The sequence below is a fragment of the Pseudomonas sp. BO3-4 genome (assembly GCF_034044115.1).
GTDB lineage: Bacteria > Pseudomonadota > Gammaproteobacteria > Pseudomonadales > Pseudomonadaceae > Aquipseudomonas > Aquipseudomonas alloputida.
Genome location: NZ_CP139018.1, coordinates 4,519,920 through 4,538,595 on the forward strand (window position 1 = coordinate 4,519,920; position 18,676 = coordinate 4,538,595).

Genomic DNA, 18,676 nt, shown 5'->3' on the forward strand with positions numbered 1-18,676 from the left:
GCCGAACGCCGTTTCCGGCAGCCCGGAAACCGACGGTACAACATGAAAAGAATGCTGATTAACGCGACTCAACCCGAAGAGTTGCGTGTAGCCCTGGTGGACGGCCAACGTCTCTACGACCTGGACATCGAGTCCGGCGCGCGCGAGCAGAAAAAGGCCAACATCTACAAAGGCAAGATCACCCGCATCGAACCCAGCCTCGAAGCCGCCTTCGTCGACTTCGGTTCCGAACGTCACGGCTTCCTGCCGCTGAAAGAAATCTCCCGCGAGTACTTCAAGAAGGCCCCAGAAGGCCGGGTCAACATCAAGGAAGTGCTCAGCGAAGGCCAGGAAGTCATCGTTCAGGTCGAGAAGGAAGAGCGCGGCAACAAAGGCGCCGCCCTCACCACCTTCATCAGCCTGGCCGGCCGCTACCTGGTGCTGATGCCCAACAACCCGCGTGCCGGTGGCATCTCGCGCCGCATCGAAGGCGAAGAGCGCAACGAACTGCGCGAAGCCCTGAACGGCCTGACCGTACCGGGTGACATGGGCCTGATCGTGCGCACTGCCGGCCTTGGCCGCAGCAGCGAAGAAATGCAGTGGGACCTGGATTACCTGCTGCAGCTGTGGACCGCCATCAAGGAAGCGTCCCTGGACCGCGCCGCGCCATTCCTGATCTACCAGGAAAGCAACGTCATCATCCGCGCCATCCGCGACTACCTGCGCCAGGACATCGGCGAAGTGCTGATCGACAGCATCGACGCCCAGGAAGAAGCGCTGACCTTCATCCGCCAGGTGATGCCGCAGTACGCCAGCAAGGTCAAGCTGTACGAAGACAGCGTACCGCTGTTCAATCGCTTCCAGATCGAAAGCCAGATCGAGACTGCCTTCCAGCGCGTGGTCGACCTGCCGTCCGGCGGTTCGATCGTGATCGACCCGACCGAAGCCCTGGTGTCCATCGACATCAACTCGGCGCGCGCCACCAAAGGCAGCGACATCGAAGAAACCGCCCTGCAGACCAACCTGGAAGCGGCCGAGGAAATCGCCCGCCAGCTGCGCCTGCGTGACATCGGCGGCCTGATCGTCATCGACTTCATCGACATGACCCCGGCGAAGAACCAGCGCGCCGTTGAAGAGCGCGTGCGTGAATGCCTGGAAGCCGACCGCGCCCGCGTGCAGGTAGGCCGCATCTCGCGCTTCGGCCTGCTGGAAATGTCCCGTCAGCGCCTGCGCCCATCGCTGGGCGAAAGCAGCGGCATCGTCTGCCCACGCTGCTCCGGCACCGGCATCATCCGTGACGTCGAATCGCTGTCGCTGGCCATCCTGCGCCTGATCGAAGAAGAAGCCCTGAAGGACCGCACCGCCGAAGTACGTGCTCAAGTGCCGATCCCGGTAGCCGCGTTCCTGCTGAACGAAAAGCGTAACTCGATCACCAAGATCGAGCTGCGTACCCGTGCGCGCATCATCATCCTGCCGAACGACCACCTGGAAACCCCGCACTTCGAAGTCCAGCGCCTGCGCGACGACAACCCCGAAGTGCTGAACAACCAGTCCAGCTACGAAATCGCCGCCGCCGAAGCCGAAGAAGCGCCGCAACCGACCGCCACCCGCACCCTGGTACGCCAGGAAGCCGCAGTGAAGACGGCCCCGGCCCGCGCCAACGCACCGGTACCGGCCGCCGCTGAAGAGCCCCAGGCTGCCGCGCCGGTCGCCCCTGCCCCGAGCGTTCCGGAGCCAAGCCTGTTCAAAGGCCTGGTGAAGTCGCTGGTGAGCCTGTTCGCCGGCAAGGACGAGCCTGCCGCCGCGCCAGTGGTGCCCGCCGCCGAAAAACCGGCTGCCGAGCGCAGCCCGCGTAACGAAGAACGCCGCAACGGCCGCCAGCAAAGCCGCAACCGCAACGGCCGCCGCGACGAAGAACGCAAACCGCGTGAAGAGCGTGCCGAGCGCGCACCGCGCGAGGAACGCGCCCCACGCGAAGAACGTGCACCGCGTGAGGAACGTGCCCCACGTGAAGAACGTGCACCGCGTGAGGAACGTGCCCCACGTGAAGAGCGTGCACCGCGTGAAGAACGTACTCCGCGCCAGCCACGCGAAGACCGCCGTAGCAACCGCGGCGAAGAGCGCGTTCGCGAGCTGCGCGAACCGCTGGACGCCACCCCGCCAGCCGAACGCGAAGAGCGCCAGCCGCGTGAAGAACGTGTAGCCCGCGAAGAGCGTGCTCCACGCGAAGAACGCGCACCTCGCGAAGAACGTGCGCCACGTGAAGAACGCGCACCGCGTGAAGAACGTGCTCCACGTGAAGAACGCGCACCGCGTGAAGAACGTGCTCCACGTGAAGAGCGCGCACCTCGGGAAGAACGCGCTCCACGCGAAGAACGCGCCCCGCGCCCACCACGCGAAGAACGCCAACCACGCGCTGCTGAAGAAGCAACCGAGCAGGCTGCCGAACTGGCCGAAGAGCAACTGCCAAGCGAAGAGCTGCTGCAAGACGAGCAGGAAGGCACCGATGGCGAGCGCCCACGCCGCCGCTCCCGTGGCCAGCGTCGTCGCAGCAACCGTCGTGAGCGTCAGCGCAATGCCAATGGCGAGCTGATCGACGGCAGTGAAGAAGAAGGCAGCGAAGAGCAGCCACAACAGCACCAGGCCACCGAGCTGGGTGCCGAACTGGCTGCCGGCCTTGCCGTGACGGCTGCTGTCGCCAGCAGCAACATCAGCTCCGACGCAGAAGCCCAGGCCAACCAGCAGGCCGAGCGTGCTACCGCCGAAGTCGCTGCCGTTGCAGAAACCGACAACAGCGAAGCCGCCCAACCGGTCGAGCAGGTCGAAGCGGTCACCAAAGCTGAAGAAGCGTCCGTGGCCCCAGCGGTCGAGCAGCCGGTCACCGAGCCAGTGGCCGCAGCCGAGGCAACTGCCGAGCCTGTGGTCGAAATGGCCCCGCAGCCTGTCGCTGAAGATGCACCTGCTGTTGAGCCGGTCGTAGTTGCAGAAACCGTGGTCACTGAAACCCCAGCAGAAGCCCCAGCGGTAGAAGCCGGCGAGATCGAACAGGCCCCGGCCGTGGTCGAAGTCGCTCCGGTTGCCGCACAGCCTGCCCCGGTTGTCGAAGCCCAGCCAGAAGTGGTGGCCGAGCCTGCACCTGCGGTGGTCGAACCTGCACCTGCAGTGGTCGAACCTGCCACTGTCATGCTGGCCAACGGCCGTGCACCGAACGACCCACGTGAAGTGCGTCGCCGCAAGCGGGAGGCCGAGGCTGCTGCCAAAGCGGCACAGGAAGCTGCTGCAGCTTCCCAGGAACCAGCCCTGGAAGCCGCCGATGAGCACAAACCTCATCACGGCTGATAGCCAAAGCTGAATGAAAAAGCCCCGCCAGTGCAAACTGGCGGGGCTTTTTTTGGTTTGCCTGACGGGCCTCTTCGCGGGTAAACCCGCGCCTACAATGGCCTGTGTCCAACCCCCCGATGTGTGTCCACCACCGATCAGCGTGTAGGAGCGGGTTTACCCGCGAATACGGTGGCGGCGGCAACGGTGAACGGCAGGTGGAAATTGGCCACCAGGCCCGGCCCTTTCGCGGGTAAACCCGCTCCTACAATGGCCTGTGTCCAACCCCCCGATGTGTGTCCACCACCGATCAGCGTGTAGGAGCGGGTTTACCCGCGAATACGGTAGCGGCGGCAACGGTGAACGGCGGGTGGAAATTGGCCACCAGGCCCGGCCCTTTCGCGGGTAAACCCGCTCCTACGGGGGTTCACAGCCGGCAAATCAGTAAAGATTAGGCTCCATCTCCAACTCAACCCCAAACCGCTCGAAGATATCCGCCTGAATCTTGCGCGCCAGCGCATGCATCTGCGCTCCGCTCGCCTGGCCATAGTTGACCAGCACCAGCGACTGCAAGCGATGCACGCCAGCATCACCGTCACGATGACCCTTCCAGCCCGCCTGCTCAATCAACCAGCCCGCGGCCAGTTTCACCTGGCCATCCGCTTGGGGGTAAGCCACAACCGCGGGATACTGCGCACGAATTCGCTCGACCCGATCAGCCGTTACCACCGGATTCTTGAAGAAGCTCCCGGCATTGCCAAGCTCTACCGGGTCTGGCAGCTTCTCGCGGCGAATGCTGCAGATTGCATCGCTGATCGCTTGCGCGGTCATCTCGGTCACACCCTGCTCAGACAGACGATGGCGCACCGGGCCATAGTCCAGATGAGCGTGCAGGGTGCGGGTCAAGGCAAAGCGCACACGCAGGATCAACCAGCGGCCGGGATTGCGCTTGAAAAGGCTGTCGCGATAGCCGAAAGCACATTCCGCCAAACTGAAGTCACGCAGCGCGCCCGTCTCACGGTCCAGGGCTGTCAGCCCGGCGAATACGTCCTTGATTTCCACCCCGTAAGCGCCCACGTTCTGCATCGGCGCAGCACCCACGGTGCCGGGGATCAGGCTGAGGTTCTCCAACCCGCAATAGCCCTGCGCCAGCGCCCATTGCACAAACGCGTGCCATGGCTCACCGGCCTCGGCTTCGACCACGATACGCTCGCCATCGTCACTGAGCACACGCCGACCGCGGCTGGCCATGTGCAGCACCAGTGCATCGATATCGCGGGTCAGCAGCAGGTTGCTGCCACCCCCGATCACCAGTACCGGCAAGCCCCTCTGCTGTGCCTGGCCCAGTGCCTGACGCACCTGCTGGTCGTCCTGCACCTGGCTGAAATAGCGCGCCTTCACGTCGATGCCGAAGGTATTGTAAGGCTTGAGCGATACCTGCTCCTGCCACTGCACTGTCATAGACGCCCCTTGATTTCCAGTACCAGCGCCTGGCAAGCCGCTTCCACCAGGTCCAGCACCTGCTCGAAGCCGTCGGCGCCACCGTAGTACGGGTCTGGCACTTCATCCAGGGCTGCACCGTAGCGGCGCAGGAACAGGTCGAGTTCGCCCACTGCCGTGGACGGGCGCAGGGCGCGCAGATCGCGCAGGTTGTGCTCATCCATGGCCAACACCAGATCGTATTCGGCGAAGTGCGATGCCTTGACCTGTTGGGCGCGTTGCTGCGACAGGTCGTAACCGCGCGCCAGCGCCGCCTTGCAGGTGCGGCTGTCTGGCGCCTTGCCGACATGCCAATCGCCGGTGCCGGCAGAAGCCACCTGCACCTTGTCAGCGAGCCCGGCGGCGTGCAATTGATGGCGCAGCACGCCTTCGGCGGTGGGCGAGCGGCAGATGTTGCCCAGGCACACAAACAGGACGCGCATCAGGCCTCCAGCAAGCGCCGTACGCGCTCCAGATCCTCAGGGGTGTCGACACCCACGGCAGGCGCCTCGATGGCATCCTCGATGTGAATGCGTACGCCGTGCCACAGGGCACGCAGCTGCTCCAGCGCTTCAGCCTGCTCGAGCCAGCATGGGCCCCAGCTGACGAAGTCGTGCAGGAAGCCGACACGGTAGGCGTACATGCCAATATGACGGCGATAGGGTACCCCTTCCGGCAGCACGTCGCGGGCCTTGGCAAAGGTATCGCGGGCCCAGGGCAGCGGCGCTCGGCTGAACGTCAGGGCCAGGCCGTTCTTGTCACTCACCACCTTGACCGCGTTCGGGTTGAACACGGTTTCCGGCTCATGGATCGGCTCGGCCAGGGTGGCGATACCGGCTTCCGGATGCGCCGCCAGGTTGGCCGCCACCTGGTCGATGATCACCGGTGGGATCAGCGGCTCGTCGCCCTGCACGTTGACCACAATGGCGTCAGCCGGCAACCCTAGGTACGCGGCCACTTCGGCCAGGCGGTCAGTGCCCGATTCATGATCGGCACGGGTCATCAGCACTTCGGCACCGAAGGCCTGGCAGGCTTCGAGGATGCTGGTGTCGTCGGTGGCGATGACCACACGGCTGGCACCGCTCTTGCGGGCCTGCTCCCACACATGTTGCACCATCGGCTTGCCGGCAATCAGCAGCAGCGGTTTGCCTGGCAGGCGGGTGGAGCGCAGCCGGGCGGGGATTACTACCGTAAATTCCAGGCTCATTTGTCAAGACGCTCGTCGTCGGTCAGGGTGCGTGCCTCGCTTTCCAGCATGACCGGGATACCGTCGCGAATCGGGTAGGCCAGGCCAGCGCCTTTGCTGATCAGCTCGGTCTTGTCGGCGCTCAGCTTGAGCGGGCCCTTGGTGATCGGGCAGGCCAGGATATCAAGCAGTTTGGTGTCCATTGGAGGCTTCCTTTAGGCCAGGTGGCCGGAAATTGAAAACGGGCTCAGGGTTTGCGCAACAAGCGTTGCAGCTGGTTGTCGAACCAGGCGCTGAAAGCCGGCGTAGGCTGCGCTTCAACGGCCAGGTACCACCAGTCGTCAGCGGCAAAGGCCCGGCATTTCACCGCGTCCTTCTCGGTCATGACCAGCGGCAGTGGCGGGCTGAAAACCAGGCTCCGGGCACTGAACTGCGCATGGTCGGCGAAGGGATGCGGCACCGGCTGCCAGTTTAGCCCCAGCAGGGTGTTGAAGAAACGTTGCGGGTTGCCGATACCGGCCACCGCATGCAGGCGCTGGCCGGCGGGGAAATGGTCGAGCGCACGGCGCTCGCCAGTGCGCACGTTGACCAGGGCCGACGGCTGCAGGCGGAAACCAAAACCCTCGGTGCGGTCTTCGCTGGCGCCGTTGAACAGCACCGCGTCAGCCTCACGCAAGCGGTCGGCCGGCTCACGCAACGGCCCCGCCGGCAGGCAGCGGCCATTGCCCAGGCCGCGGGCAGCATCGATCAGCACCAGTTCCAGGTCACGGGCCAGGCGGTAATGTTGCATACCGTCGTCGCACAAGATCAGGTCGAGGGGTTCGCTGGCCAGCAATGCCTGCACGGCCCGGGCGCGATCCGGGTCGATCATCAGTGGCACGCCGGTGCGTTGCACGATCAGCAGCGGCTCGTCGCCCGCCTCATCGGCCGGTTGATCGGCCTGCACCCGCCAGGGCAGCCGTGGAGGCCTGGCACCATAACCGCGGCTGACTACGCCCACCTTCAGCCCTTGCTGGCGACAGTGTTCGATCAACCAGAGAATCATCGGCGTCTTGCCGGTGCCACCGACGGTGATGTTGCCCACCACAATGACCGGTACCGGTGCCCGGTAGCTGGCACTGTCACCCCTTAGAAAACGCGCGCGCTTGCGCGTGACCACGCGGCGATACAAGGCCTCCAGCGGACGCAGCAGCGCCAGCGCCGGATGCCCGGCGTACCAGGCAGCGAGCAAGCGGTCGGCGAACGCCATCAAGGCGTGCCCTGGGCCGCCTCGACGGTGGTCATGCGCAACTGGCTGAAACCGAGCTTGCCGGCAGCATCCATTGCGGTGACCACAGCCTGGTGCGGGGTCTTGCCGTCGGCGCTGATGGCCAGCGGCAGCGTGTTGTCGCCGCCCGACTCGCGCGCTATGGCCTCGCTCAGGGTGGCCAGGTCGCTTTTGGGCAGCAGGTGGTTGTTCACCGAATACACGCCTTCGGCGCTGATGGTGATTTCCACCAGCTTGCCCGGGTCGGCCGGCGCCGGCTCGGCGCTGGTGGCTTCGGGCAACTCGACGCGCAGTTGCGTTTCGCGGGTGAAGGTGGTGGTAACCACGAAGAACAGCAGCAGGACGAACACCACGTCGATCAGCGACGCCAGGTTGATGTCGACGTTCTCCCGCTGGCGATTGCGCCGGAACTTCACGCCTTGCCTCCGGCCACTTCCACTTCACGGTCGCCCTGGATCACTTCCACCAGCTTGATCGCCTCCTGCTCCATGCCGACCACCAGCTCATCGATGCGGCGCAGCAGGAAGCGGTGGAAGAACACCGCCGGGATACCGACCATCAGGCCTGCCGCAGTGGTGACCAGGGCCTTGGAGATACCACCGGCCAGCACGGCGGCGTTGGCGGTCATCTGCGAGCCCATGAAGGCGCTGAAAATGTCGATCATGCCCAGCACGGTGCCCAGCAGGCCCAGCAGAGGCGCCATGGCGGCGATGGTGCCGAGGGTGCTGATGTAGCGTTCCAGTTCGTGGATGACGCGCGAGGCGGCCTCCTCGATGCACTCTTTCATGATTTCACGACCATGGCGCGAGTTGGCGAGGCCCGCTGCCAGGATTTCGCCCAGTGGCGAATCGGCCCGCAGCGCCTTGAGCTTGTCACTGGTCAGTTGCTTGTCCTTGATCCACATCCACACCTGGCCCAGCAGGTGGGGCGGGGTGACGCGGCTGGCACGCAGGGTCCACAGGCGCTCGACGACGATAGCCATGGCAACGATGGAACTCAGAATGATCGGCAGCATCATCCAACCACCGGACTTGACCAATTCCCACACAGTAAACGCCCCTTCGGAAAAAGGCCGCCACTCTACCATAGGCGCGCCGAGGGCTCATCTGCCGGAGGTCAGGGAATTAGGCTGTCGGGCTACCGGGTCGGCCCTCTGGGCCGTGCAGTACCTGTGGCAGCGGCTTTACCCGCGAAAGGGCCAGATCAGCCACCCCCCACATCACGCCAGAATCGCCGCTGTCGGCGCACACCCTCAACCTCCCCATGCCGCCCCAGCACCAACCGCAATGCCCCCTCCACTGCCGTATCATGCATCACCACCCCATGCCGCTTATACCGCTCGACCACCTGCACGTGGGGGTGCCCGAAGCTGTTGTTGCGCCCCCGCGAAATCAATACCCCGCGCGGTGCGGTAGCCCGGACGAACGCCTCGGTGGACGAGCTGCGACTGCCATGATGCGGCGCCTGCAGCCAGTCGATACGCGGCACTTCAGTGTCCGCCAGCCAGGCCCGTTCGGCAGCAACTTCCATATCCCCCGCCAGCAGCAAGCGCTCGCCCTGCGCCTCGACCAACAGCACACAGGAACGGTCATTACTGCTCTGCCCGTCCACCCAGCGCCACAACGAAAAACGCACGCCATCCCAGTCCCATTGCTCGCCACTGGCACAAGGCTGCAACGGAACATCAACCAGCGCTTCCCCACCGATTATTCGCTTGATCGGCAAACCACGGGCAATGGCCTCGGCCCCGCCCGCATGATCGGCATGCGCATGGCTGATCACCATCACGTCAAGGCCGCCCACCCCCAGCTTGCGCAAGGTTGGCAGCACCACGCGTTCCCCCAAGTCGCTTTCCCCCCTGGCCGGCCCGGCATCGTAAAGCAGGCTGTGATGCCGCGTACGCAAGAGCACCGCCAGCCCCTGGCCGACATCCAGCTGCCAGACCTCGATTTGGCCAAACGGCACCGGCTCCCTGGGTACCCACAGCGCCAGCAGCATCACCCCTCCCAACCCGCGCAGCGGCACACCACGAGGCAGCAAAAGCAACAGCGCACCCAGACATACCAGCAGCCAGGCCCACCACGACAGGGCCGGCGGCACCCATGCCGGGCGCTGTTGCGCCACCAGCGCCAGCCCGCGGAACAGCACATCCAGCAGGCCACCTGCCAGCCAGAGCAACGCCTCGCCAACGCCCGCCAGCGGCAACATCAGCGTGCCCAACAACGCCAATGGCAAGACCGCCAGGCTGACCCACGGCACCGCCACAAGGTTGGTCAGCGGCGCACTGAGGCTCACCGGCAAGCCGGTGGCCAGCAACACCGGCAGCAAGCCGACGGCGATCACCCATTGCGCTCGTGTCCAGGCCTGCCAGGGCCGCCAACCCCCCAACCGGGCACTGAAGCAGTAGATGAGCGTGGCCACGGCGGCGAACGACAGCCAGAACCCAGGCAGCAACGCCGCCAGTGGCTCGAAGACAAGCACAGCGACCAGTGCAAGCAGCAACGGAAAAAAAGCGCCAAGGTGGCGAAAGCGCAGACGCCAGAGCAGCACCACGGCCAGCATCAGACAGGCCCGCTGCACTGGCACCCCACCACCCGCCAGCCACCCGTAGGCCAGCGCTGCGGCCATGGCCAGGCCACAGGCCCAGGGTAACCACGGTAGCCTTGCCGGCCATAGCCCCCAACGCGCCAGCCCGGCGACCAGGCCATAGAGCAAACCGGCGACCAGGCCGATGTGCTGGCCGGAAATCACCAGCAGGTGCACCGTGCCGGTGGCCTGCAACGTCTGCCAGTCCTCCCGGGCCATGCCCGCACCATCGCCAAGCACCAGTGCCACCAGCGCTGCCTGCCGGCCATTGGCTTCGACCATCAGCAAACGCTGACGCAGCGCATCGCGCCAACCACCGGCGACTGGCGCCAGCAACTGCCCCGCCTTGACCGTACCCGTAGCCCCCACCCGTCGCGCCAGCAACTGCGCTTCCCGGTCAGGCCCGTGCGGGTTCAGCAGCCCGGCCGGGCGTTGCAAGGTCACCGCCAGCCGCCACTGCTCGCCCGCCCGCAGCGGCGGCCCATCGAACCAGCTCAGTTGCAAACGCTGAGGCAGTTCGGCCCGCCGCGAGCGTGGCGCTTCCAGCTCGAAACGCACGCCTTGTGCAGTGCGGGCCGGCAAACCCGCCACCCGCCCCTCCAGCCACAAGGTGCGCCCCTCCAGGCCGGCAGCCAGACGATCATCAAGGGCCTGCTGAGCAGACCCGCACGCCCAACACAAGCCCAGCAGAAACCATCCCAACGGCCATACGCGGGTAAACAGGCTGCCGACAGCGCAGGCTGCCAGGGTTATCAACCATCCGACCGATGGCAATGCGGGCAGAAAGCCCAGGCACAACAGCCCGAGCGCGAGCGCAAACATCCCTGTGCGCATGAGGTAGAGCTCCAGAAGGCGAGTCACCTCCTGAGGCATAGCTCAATTGCCGGCATCGCTTGCTCAACAATTGTCACAAACTCTAAACGAGGCGGAGCAGGATTAAGGGCATACTGCCAGGGTCAACGCTCCGGGAGCCTACATGCCGCGCCGACTTTTCAAACGCTACATGCCGGACCCGACCAGCATTCGGGAACACAAGTCCTTACGCTTTTTCGGCAAATTGCTGCACGACCCCAACCTCTGGCACCTGAACCGCCATTCGGTGGCCAGAGCCATGGGTGTGGGCCTGTTCGCGGCGCTTATTCCCATCCCGATGCAGATGCTGCTGGCGGCGGCCCTGGCGATCCCGGTGCGCGGCAACCTGCCGGTCGCCGTCAGCCTGGTGTGGCTGACCAACCCGTTGACCATGCCGCCGGTGTTCTTCGTCACCTACATGACCGGTGCCTGGCTGATGCAGGTACCGCCGCGCACCCTGCCCGATGAGCTGACCTTCCAGTGGATCACCGACCAGCTGTCGACGCTGTGGCAACCCTTCCTGCTCGGCTCGGTGGTGTGCGGCGTGGTGCTGGGCATCCTTGCCTACTTCACCACCATGTTCTACTGGCGCTGGTGGGTGGGCCGGCAGTGGCGTCGTCGCCAATGCCGGTGCAAGGCTTCAGGCCCGCATGCCACGGCCGCTGACCAGCAAGCGAACGCAAACAACGTAGAGCACCGCAGTGGCCACCAGCATGAAGGTGATCGCCGTGCCAATGCTGATATCCGACACCCCTAGAATGCCGTAGCGGAACGAGTTGACCATGTGCAGCACCGGGTTGGCCAACGACACGGTCTGCCAGAACGGCGGCAGCAGGTTGATCGAGTAGAACACCCCGCCCAGGTAGGTCAGCGGCGTCAGCACGAAGGTCGGGATGATCGAGATATCGTCGAAGTTGCGCGCGAACACTGCGTTGACGAAGCCAAGCAGCGAAAAGATGGTGGCCGTCAGCAGCACCACCACCACGGTCACGCCCAGGTGGTGCACCTGCAGGTCGGTGAAGAACATCGACAGGATGGTCACGATCACACCCACCGCCAAACCACGCAGCACCCCACCCAGCACATAGCCGACGAGAATGGTGTGCGGTGACACCGGCGACACCATCAGCTCTTCGATCGAGCGCTGAAACTTGCTGCCGAAAAAGCTCGACACCACGTTGCCGTAGGAGTTGGTGATCACCGACATCATGATCAGCCCCGGCACGATGTACTGCATGTAGGTGAAGCCACCCATGTCGCCGATCTGCCGGCCAATCAGGTTACCGAAGATGACGAAGTACAGGACCATGGTGATCGCTGGTGGCAGCAACGTCTGCGGCCAGATGCGCAGGAAGCGCCGCACTTCGCGGTAGACGATGGTGTTCAGGGCGACCCAGTTGGTGCGCAGTTCCACACTCATACGGCCACCTTCGACAGGTTTTTTTCCACCAGGGACACGAACAGCTCCTCAAGTCGGTTGGTCTTGTTGCGCAGGCTCTGTACCTCGATGTTCTGCAGCGCCAGCTGGCCGAACAGCGCGGTGATGCCGATGTCCTTCTCCACCTGCACTTCCAGGCTATGCGGGGTCAGCAGCCGGCACGGGTAGCCCTGCAGTACCGGCGCCGTGGCCAGGTCCTGCTTGAGGTCGAGCACGAAGGTTTCGACATGCAGCTTGCCCAGCAACTGGCGCATGCTGGTGTTCTCGACGATGGTGCCGTGGTCGATGATGCCGATGTTACGGCACAGCTGTTCAGCCTCTTCCAGGTAGTGGGTGGTGAGGATGATGGTGATGCCCTTCTGGTTCAGCTCGGTGAGGAAGCTCCACATCGAGCGGCGCAGCTCGATATCAACCCCGGCGGTGGGTTCGTCCAGGATCAGCAGACGCGGTTCGTGGATCAATGCGCGGGCAATCATCAGACGCCGCTTCATGCCGCCGGACAACGAACGCGACTGCACATCACGTTTGTCCCACAGGCCCAGCTGGGTCAGGTACTGCTCGGCGCGCTCCTTGGCCAGCTTGGGCGGGATGCCATAGTACCCGGCTTGGGTCACGACGATGTCGAAGGTCTTCTCGAACTGGTTGAAGTTGAACTCTTGCGGCACCACGCCCAGGCAACGCTTGAGCGCGGAGGGCTCGCGATCCAGGTCGTGACCGAACACGCTCACTGTGCCGCTGGTCTTGTTCACCAGGGTCGAGAGAATGCCGATGGTGGTGGATTTGCCGGCGCCGTTGGGGCCGAGCAAGGCGAAGAAGTCGCCTTCGGCAACATCGAGGTCGATGCCTTTGAGGGCCTGAAAGCCATTGCCGTAGGTCTTGGTCAGCTGTCGGATGGACAGGGCGGAACTCATAGCGGGTCACTTACCGAAGAAAAAGGTGCAGGACACGCCAGGTAAAGTCACTGGCGCAGTGAGTGCAGCCATGGTGCAAGGCCAGGCTGCACAAGTACAGTCACATCTATTGATAATGACTATCGAAGCGGGTTCAAGTGAGCGCGGTCATCACTGCGGCCTGGTAGGCCGGGCGTTGTTTGAGGCGCTCATACCAGGCTTGAAGGTGGTACATGTCCGGGCGTTCGATGGGCAGTTCGAACCAGGCATAGATGAAGCTACCCAATGGGATGTCGCCCATACCGATCTGGTCACCGGACAGGTACGGCTGATTGGCCAGGGTTTCGTCGGCAATGGCCAGTAATTGCGCGCACTGCTTGTGCGCGGCGTTGATCGCCACCCAGTCGCGCTGGTCTTCCGGCGTGCGCAGCAGGCCCCAGAACAGCGGGCGGAAGGGTGCGGCGAAGGACGATGTGGTCCAGTCCATCCATTTGTCGGCCAGGGCGCGCTGCCGTGGGTCTGCCAGATACCAGCCCTGCTCCGTGCCGTACTCCGCGCACAGGTAGCGAACGATGGTGTTGGATTCCCACAAAGTCAGGTCGCCGTCTTCGAGCATCGGCACCAGGCCGTTGGGGTTGCGGGCGCGGTAGTGCGGCTCGTTGACCACGCCGAAGGCGCCACCGGCGTCGATGGACTCGAAGTCCAGGCCCAGCTCGTGGGCGATCCACAGCGCCTTGCGCACATTGCTCGAATTCTTGCGGCCCCAGATCTTCAGCATGGCAACATCCTTTTGAATGCGGAGGTGGCACAGTCTACTCCAGACCTTCACCGCCTGTACGGGCCTCTTCGCGGGCAAGCCCGCTCCCACAGGCTCACCACCGTCTTCACGTCACCGGTATTCCTGCGTGGGTTTTACCCACACAATAGACCGAGCCTGCCGGCCATTCACCATCGCGGCCGCCCCCACATTCGCCAATCGCTGCCATCGCCACCTTCCGTGGTAGGAGCGGGTTTACCCGCGAATAGGCCGGTACAGGCGAACAAATGAACTGAAACTCCCACCGCCACGCCCTGTCACTGTTCTGAACATGCCGTTCACAGCATTGCGTCTAAGCTGTCTGGGACGGCTCAAGCCCTTGGTTCCAAGGAGGACCGATTATGTTGCTGTTGTGGTTGGTGGTGCTGGTGATCGGCGCGGCGTACCTCACGCACCGGCGCCTGGCGCCCTTGCAGATTCTCGGCATCCTGGCGGCCTATGTGCTGTTGATGGGCATTTTCAGCAGTGCCCCCGGCTGGCTGCTGGCCCTGATCTGGGTGGTGCTGGCCCTGAAGATCGCCCTGGTTGCGCTCCCGCAGTGGCGACGCAAGGTGTTTACCGCCCCAATATTCCGCTGGTTCCAGCGCACCCTGCCGCCCATGTCCCAGACTGAGCGCGAAGCCATCGACGCCGGCACCGTGTGGTGGGACGGCGAACTGTTCAGTGGCCGCCCCGACTGGCGCACCTTGCTGGCCTACCCGGCACCGAAATTGACCGATGAAGAACAGGCCTTCATCGATGGCCCGACCGAAGCACTGTGCGCCATGGTCAGCGACTGGCAGATCGGCCAGGACCTGGACCTGCCGCCCGAAGCCTGGGCACATATCAAGCAGCATGGCTTTTTTGCCCTGATCATCCCAAAGGAATACGGCGGCAAGGGCTTCTCCGCCTACGCCCACTCCCAGGTGGCGATGAAACTGGCCACCCGCAGCGGCGACCTGGCCTCCACGGTGATGGTGCCTAACTCACTCGGCCCTGCCGAACTGCTGCTGCACTACGGCACCGACGAACAACGCAACCACTACCTGCCGCGCCTGGCCCGTGGCGAGGACATCCCCTGCTTCGCCCTTACCGGGCCGCTTGCTGGCTCCGACGCTGGCGCGATGCCTGACACCGGGATCATCTGCAAAGGCCAGTGGCAAGGCGAAGAAGTGATCGGCCTGCGCCTGAACTGGGAAAAGCGCTACATCACCCTCGGCCCGGTCGCCACCCTGCTGGGCCTGGCGTTCAAGGCCTACGACCCGGACCATCTGCTGGGCGATGAGGAAGAACTGGGCATCAGCCTGGCGCTGATCCCCACCGACACACCGGGTGTGGAAATCGGCAGACGTCACCTGCCGCTAGGCGCCGCCTTCATGAACGGCCCCAACAGCGGCAAGGACGTGTTCGTCCCGCTGGACTTCCTCATTGGCGGCCAAGCCATGCTCGGCAAAGGCTGGATGATGCTGATGAACTGCCTGTCGGTGGGCCGCTCCATCTCACTGCCTGCCGTGGGTACAGGGGCTGCCAAGTACACCAGCCTGGTCACCGGCCAGTACGCCAATATCCGTGAGCAGTTCAACGTGCCACTGGCGGCCTTCGAGGGCATCCAGGAATCACTGGCACGCATTGGCGGCAACGCCTGGCTGATGGACAGTGCCCGCCTGCTGACCGCCAAGGCGGTGGACCTGGGCGAAAAGCCCTCGGTGCTGTCGGCGATCCTCAAGTACCACCTGACCGAGCGTGGCCGCGAATGCATCCAGCACGCCATGGACGTGCACGGTGGCAAGGGCATCATCATGGGCCCGAACAACTACCTGGGCCGCAACTGGCAAGGGGCGCCGATCTTCATCACGGTCGAAGGCGCCAACATCCTTTCGCGCAACCTGATGATCTTCGGCCAGGGCGCCATTCGCTGCCATCCGTTCGTGCTCAAGGAAATGGCATTGGCCGGGCGTGAAGACCACGATCAGGCACTCAAGGAATTCGATGACCTGCTGCTGAAACACATCCTGTTCGCCGCCGGCAATGCGGCCAGCACCCTGGTCTACGGCCTGGGGCTGGGTCGCTTTGAGCGGGTGCCGGGCGATGCCCTGAGCCAAGGCTACTTCCGCGCCTTGAACCGCCAGGCGGCGGCGTTTGCCATGATGGCCGACCTTTCGATGATGCTGCTGGGTGGGGCGCTCAAGCGTCGCGAGCGCCTCAGCGCCCGGCTTGGTGATGTGCTGAGCTATCTGTACCTCGCCAGCGCCGCCCTGAAGCGCTATCACGATCAAGGCTCGCCCGAATACCTGCAGCCGCTGCTGCGCTGGGCCATGGAAGAAAGCCTGGCCCAGACGGAGTGTGCGCTGGACCGCCTACTCGACAATTTCCCCAACCGCTTCGTCGGCTGTGCGCTGCGGGTGCTGGTATTCCCCTTCGGCCGCCGCCATAAAGGCCCCGGTGATGAACTGGATGCCGAGGTGGCCGAGCTGATCGGCCGGCGCAAGGGCGATCCGGCACTGGAGGAACTGCTGGCCGGCTGCTACCGCCCGCAGGCACAACACGACCCGGTCGCGGATCTGCAACGGGCCAGTGACCTGCTCGAAGACACGGCACAGTTGAGCAAGACCCTGTACCAAGCCGTCAAGGAAGGCAAAGTCCAACCAGCCCCCGGCCAGTCCGGTATCGACGCCGCCGTCGAGGCAGGCGTGCTGCAACCCGGCGAGGGCCAGCGGCTGCACGAAGCCGAACAGGCTCGACGCAAGGTGATCGATGTCGATGCCTTCGACAAGGCGCAGTTGCTCGCCGAACCGGGCAAGGTGCGCTGACCCTTCGCGAGAAAGGGGGGGCGGCGTATACTCCGCCCCCCGTTTCAGCCATACCGAGGACCCATTCCATGGCCAACCCCTACCTGGAATATCACCTGCAACTGCTCCAGCACCTGCGTACCATTCTGGTGGCGCTGGGTGAAGCAGAACAGGTGCCAGAAGAAAGCCACGCCCTGTTCCTCGAACGCTTCGACGAACTGCTGACGCTATTGCCGCAGGATCCGCTTGAGAGCCAGTACCTGGGCCAGGACCTGATGTGTCAGGTGATCCAGCGTTACCCGCAGATCGCTCATCTGGTGCCGCGTGACTTGCTGTGGTTCTTCGCTGGCGATTGCCTGCACTTCATGCCAGACGAGGAGCTGGCGCTTTATCAGCAGCTTGAAGAGCGTCGCCACGAGGCCGAGTTGAACGCAGAGCCATTCGACTGGAACCTGGAAAAGCAACTGCTGAGCCAGAGTGGCCCAAGCAGTACCCATTAACCTGATTTCAGGTGCCCTGGTAACGCCAGGGCACCTGTGGAAGCCTACACATCAAGATCTTGTAACAAAGCGAAAAATCGCAAAGTTATCCGGCTTATTCCTACAGCCCGATAAATCTCATGACAAATAGAATCAGCGCCGGGGCGAAAACGGAAAACTGGAAAGACCCAGCCCACCCCCGCACTGAAACTTGACCCATTTACCCAATCAGGTTATGTCATGAAGAAGTCCTTAGTACTATCCCTCGGCCTGCTTACTGGCCTGGCAAGCAATGCTGCATTCGCTTCCGGCTCGATATTCTTTGAAGGCCGCATCACGCCCGAAACGTGCCCTATCGAGATCGTCAATCCCGGTGACGGCAATGTCAGTGACCGCGTCGCCATGGGAGAAATTCCCATGGGGCGCTTCCCCGGTGCCAACGTTGAAGTCCGTGGCGCATCTTTTAACATCCGCGTACCCGACAAAACAGTCTGTGGCATCAGCGAAGACAATGCCTTCGTGAAGTTTGACGGTGCCGCTGATGCCAGCGGCGACTATTTCAGCATTGGTACCAGTACCGGCACGGCAGAAAACATCTCGATTGTCATCAGGGACAGTTCCAAGGCCTCGATCAAACCCGGTGGAACCTCGGTTGATTACCCACTCAACGCGACAGGCCCAACCGACCTCCGGTTCGACGCCTACTACCGTTCCACTGCCAGCACCGTGACGCACGGCCTTGCATCCGCCCAGGTTCGTTACACCGTCGACTATCAATAATTACGCATAAATTCTGTGCAGTCCTTGCACGGTTAAACCATCCAGGCGTAGTTGTGCGTCTGGATGCAGCGAGTTACCCGATGACCAATCCGTCAACATTCACGATACCCGCCCGCGTCGTTGCTTGCGCCTGCCTGACCTTATTGATGCTTACCTTCTCGGTAAGCAGTCATGCCGCCTTGACATTAAACAACACGCGCCTCGTTTTCAACGGCGACAAACGCAGTACATCCGTCGTTGTTCGAAATCCATCGAAAAGCATCTATGCCGTGCAGGCCTGGATAAATACGGACGCCGACGACAATACGACCAGCGTACCCTTTGCAACGTCCCCACCGCTGTTCAAGATCAACCCCAACAGTGAACAACTTCTAAAGATAATTGGACTGCCCAATACACTGCCGCACGATCGCGAGTCGCTGTTCTTCTTCAACGTGCAGGAGATTCCGCAAGTCAGCAGCGACACGGGCAATCAACTCAACATCGCCTTGCGCACACGCATCAAACTGTTCTATCGGCCGCACACACTCAAGGGTACGCCGACCGATCACCTGAACTCGCTGACATTTTCCTTGAGCGTACGTAACGGGGTGGAGCAGTTGGTGGTCAAGAACCCATCGCCTTTCCACATCACCTTCAACCGCCTGGAGGTGAATGGCCAAGGCCAGCAAACCACCTTGAAAAACACCGCCATGCTGGAACCCTTTGGCGAAAAAGCCTACCCGCTGACCGGCATCACTCGCGCCTCAAGCCTGCAGGCCCGTTTTTCCATCGTCAATGACTACGGTGGCTTCACCGAACCGCTGAGCGCGCCTATTCAACTGGCCAACTAGGGCC

The 18,676-nt window shown here is 63.4% G+C and carries 16 protein-coding genes and 1 pseudogene; 6 read left to right on the forward strand and 11 right to left on the reverse strand.

What is annotated here, in order from left to right:
• Positions 1-42 precede the first annotated feature (42 nt).
• Positions 43-3,318: a ribonuclease E gene (gene rne, locus REH59_RS20855; protein WP_128573591.1), complete on the forward strand. Its 3,276-nt coding sequence runs from the start codon at positions 43-45 to the stop codon at positions 3,316-3,318.
• Positions 3,319-3,738: 420 nt separating this feature from the next.
• Here the strand turns inward: rne and murB are convergent, their stop codons facing one another.
• From murB to REH59_RS20895, 8 genes are all read right to left on the reverse strand, one after another.
• The gene (gene murB / locus REH59_RS20860) at positions 3,739-4,758 is read right to left on the reverse strand and encodes a UDP-N-acetylmuramate dehydrogenase (RefSeq protein WP_014859649.1); all 1,020 of its coding nucleotides are present in this window, start codon (positions 4,756-4,758) and stop codon (positions 3,739-3,741) included.
• Complete coding sequence (locus tag REH59_RS20865) at positions 4,755-5,219, reverse strand: low molecular weight protein-tyrosine-phosphatase (protein ID WP_004575950.1); 465 nt, start codon at positions 5,217-5,219, stop codon at positions 4,755-4,757. Before REH59_RS20865 ends, murB begins: the two co-directional genes overlap by 4 nt.
• The gene (gene kdsB, locus REH59_RS20870) at positions 5,219-5,983 is read right to left on the reverse strand and encodes a 3-deoxy-manno-octulosonate cytidylyltransferase (RefSeq protein ID WP_003247143.1); all 765 of its coding nucleotides are present in this window, start codon (positions 5,981-5,983) and stop codon (positions 5,219-5,221) included. Before kdsB ends, REH59_RS20865 begins: the two co-directional genes overlap by 1 nt.
• Positions 5,980-6,165 (reverse strand): Trm112 family protein, encoded by a 186-nt coding sequence (locus REH59_RS20875; protein ID WP_003247142.1) that lies wholly within the window; start codon positions 6,163-6,165, stop codon positions 5,980-5,982. The genes kdsB and REH59_RS20875 overlap by 4 nt, the downstream gene beginning before the upstream one ends.
• A gap of 44 nt (positions 6,166-6,209) precedes the next feature.
• Positions 6,210-7,211: a tetraacyldisaccharide 4'-kinase gene (gene lpxK, locus REH59_RS20880; protein ID WP_014859650.1), complete on the reverse strand. Its 1,002-nt coding sequence runs from the start codon at positions 7,209-7,211 to the stop codon at positions 6,210-6,212.
• Positions 7,211-7,645: an ExbD/TolR family protein gene (locus REH59_RS20885; protein ID WP_014859651.1), complete on the reverse strand. Its 435-nt coding sequence runs from the start codon at positions 7,643-7,645 to the stop codon at positions 7,211-7,213. Before REH59_RS20885 ends, lpxK begins: the two co-directional genes overlap by 1 nt.
• The gene (locus REH59_RS20890) at positions 7,642-8,277 is read right to left on the reverse strand and encodes a MotA/TolQ/ExbB proton channel family protein (RefSeq protein ID WP_003247132.1); all 636 of its coding nucleotides are present in this window, start codon (positions 8,275-8,277) and stop codon (positions 7,642-7,644) included. Before REH59_RS20890 ends, REH59_RS20885 begins: the two co-directional genes overlap by 4 nt.
• 155 nt (positions 8,278-8,432) lie before the next feature.
• Positions 8,433-10,649, reverse strand: a complete 2,217-nt coding sequence (locus tag REH59_RS20895; protein WP_265536523.1) for a DNA internalization-related competence protein ComEC/Rec2 — start codon at positions 10,647-10,649, stop codon at positions 8,433-8,435.
• Positions 10,650-10,791: 142 nt separating this feature from the next.
• Here REH59_RS20895 and REH59_RS20900 point away from each other — a divergent pair.
• Positions 10,792-11,298 (forward strand): annotated as a pseudogene (locus tag REH59_RS20900) (DUF2062 domain-containing protein); the annotation flags it as partial.
• Between the two features lie 9 nt (positions 11,299-11,307).
• On the opposite strand, the gene REH59_RS20905 reads toward REH59_RS20900, so the two are convergent.
• The 3 genes from REH59_RS20905 to REH59_RS20915 form a co-directional block, all read right to left on the reverse strand.
• Complete coding sequence (locus REH59_RS20905; protein WP_003247128.1) at positions 11,308-12,087, reverse strand: ABC transporter permease; 780 nt, start codon at positions 12,085-12,087, stop codon at positions 11,308-11,310.
• Complete coding sequence (locus tag REH59_RS20910) at positions 12,084-13,016, reverse strand: ABC transporter ATP-binding protein (protein ID WP_003247127.1); 933 nt, start codon at positions 13,014-13,016, stop codon at positions 12,084-12,086. The genes REH59_RS20905 and REH59_RS20910 overlap by 4 nt, the downstream gene beginning before the upstream one ends.
• Positions 13,017-13,149: 133 nt before the next feature.
• On the reverse strand, positions 13,150-13,773 hold the full coding sequence (locus tag REH59_RS20915; protein WP_003247126.1) for a glutathione S-transferase: 624 nt from the start codon (positions 13,771-13,773) through the stop codon (positions 13,150-13,152).
• A gap of 380 nt (positions 13,774-14,153) precedes the next feature.
• On the opposite strand from REH59_RS20915, the gene REH59_RS20920 reads away from it, so the two are divergent.
• The 4 genes from REH59_RS20920 (at position 14,154) to REH59_RS20935 (ending at position 18,672) form a co-directional block, all read left to right on the forward strand.
• Positions 14,154-16,601 carry an acyl-CoA dehydrogenase gene (locus tag REH59_RS20920; protein WP_320450347.1) on the forward strand — a complete coding sequence of 816 codons (2,448 nt, stop codon included), beginning with the start codon at positions 14,154-14,156 and terminating at the stop codon, positions 16,599-16,601.
• A 68-nt stretch (positions 16,602-16,669) separates the two neighbouring features.
• Positions 16,670-17,080: a PA2817 family protein gene (locus tag REH59_RS20925; protein ID WP_010952919.1), complete on the forward strand. Its 411-nt coding sequence runs from the start codon at positions 16,670-16,672 to the stop codon at positions 17,078-17,080.
• 219 nt (positions 17,081-17,299) lie between these two features.
• Entirely contained in the window at positions 17,300-17,839 is a 540-nt protein-coding gene (locus REH59_RS20930; RefSeq protein ID WP_014859877.1) for a fimbrial protein, read from the forward strand.
• Between the two features lie 80 nt (positions 17,840-17,919).
• Entirely contained in the window at positions 17,920-18,672 is a 753-nt protein-coding gene (locus REH59_RS20935; protein WP_209019169.1) for a molecular chaperone, read from the forward strand.
• The last annotated feature ends 4 nt before the right edge of the window (positions 18,673-18,676 follow it).

Coding starts and splice junctions, on each gene's coding strand:
- rne (WP_128573591.1), top strand. CDS start 43: ATGAAAAGAATGCTGATTAACGCGACTCAACCCGAAGAGTTGCGTGTA.
- murB (WP_014859649.1), bottom strand. CDS start 4,758: ATGACAGTGCAGTGGCAGGAGCAGGTATCGCTCAAGCCTTACAATACC.
- REH59_RS20865 (WP_004575950.1), bottom strand. CDS start 5,219: ATGCGCGTCCTGTTTGTGTGCCTGGGCAACATCTGCCGCTCGCCCACC.
- kdsB (WP_003247143.1), bottom strand. CDS start 5,983: ATGAGCCTGGAATTTACGGTAGTAATCCCCGCCCGGCTGCGCTCCACC.
- REH59_RS20875 (WP_003247142.1), bottom strand. CDS start 6,165: ATGGACACCAAACTGCTTGATATCCTGGCCTGCCCGATCACCAAGGGC.
- lpxK (WP_014859650.1), bottom strand. CDS start 7,211: ATGGCGTTCGCCGACCGCTTGCTCGCTGCCTGGTACGCCGGGCATCCG.
- REH59_RS20895 (WP_265536523.1), bottom strand. CDS start 10,649: ATGCGCACAGGGATGTTTGCGCTCGCGCTCGGGCTGTTGTGCCTGGGC.
- REH59_RS20905 (WP_003247128.1), bottom strand. CDS start 12,087: ATGAGTGTGGAACTGCGCACCAACTGGGTCGCCCTGAACACCATCGTC.
- REH59_RS20910 (WP_003247127.1), bottom strand. CDS start 13,016: ATGAGTTCCGCCCTGTCCATCCGACAGCTGACCAAGACCTACGGCAAT.
- REH59_RS20915 (WP_003247126.1), bottom strand. CDS start 13,773: ATGCTGAAGATCTGGGGCCGCAAGAATTCGAGCAATGTGCGCAAGGCG.
- REH59_RS20920 (WP_320450347.1), top strand. CDS start 14,154: ATGTTGCTGTTGTGGTTGGTGGTGCTGGTGATCGGCGCGGCGTACCTC.
- REH59_RS20925 (WP_010952919.1), top strand. CDS start 16,670: ATGGCCAACCCCTACCTGGAATATCACCTGCAACTGCTCCAGCACCTG.
- REH59_RS20930 (WP_014859877.1), top strand. CDS start 17,300: ATGAAGAAGTCCTTAGTACTATCCCTCGGCCTGCTTACTGGCCTGGCA.
- REH59_RS20935 (WP_209019169.1), top strand. CDS start 17,920: ATGACCAATCCGTCAACATTCACGATACCCGCCCGCGTCGTTGCTTGC.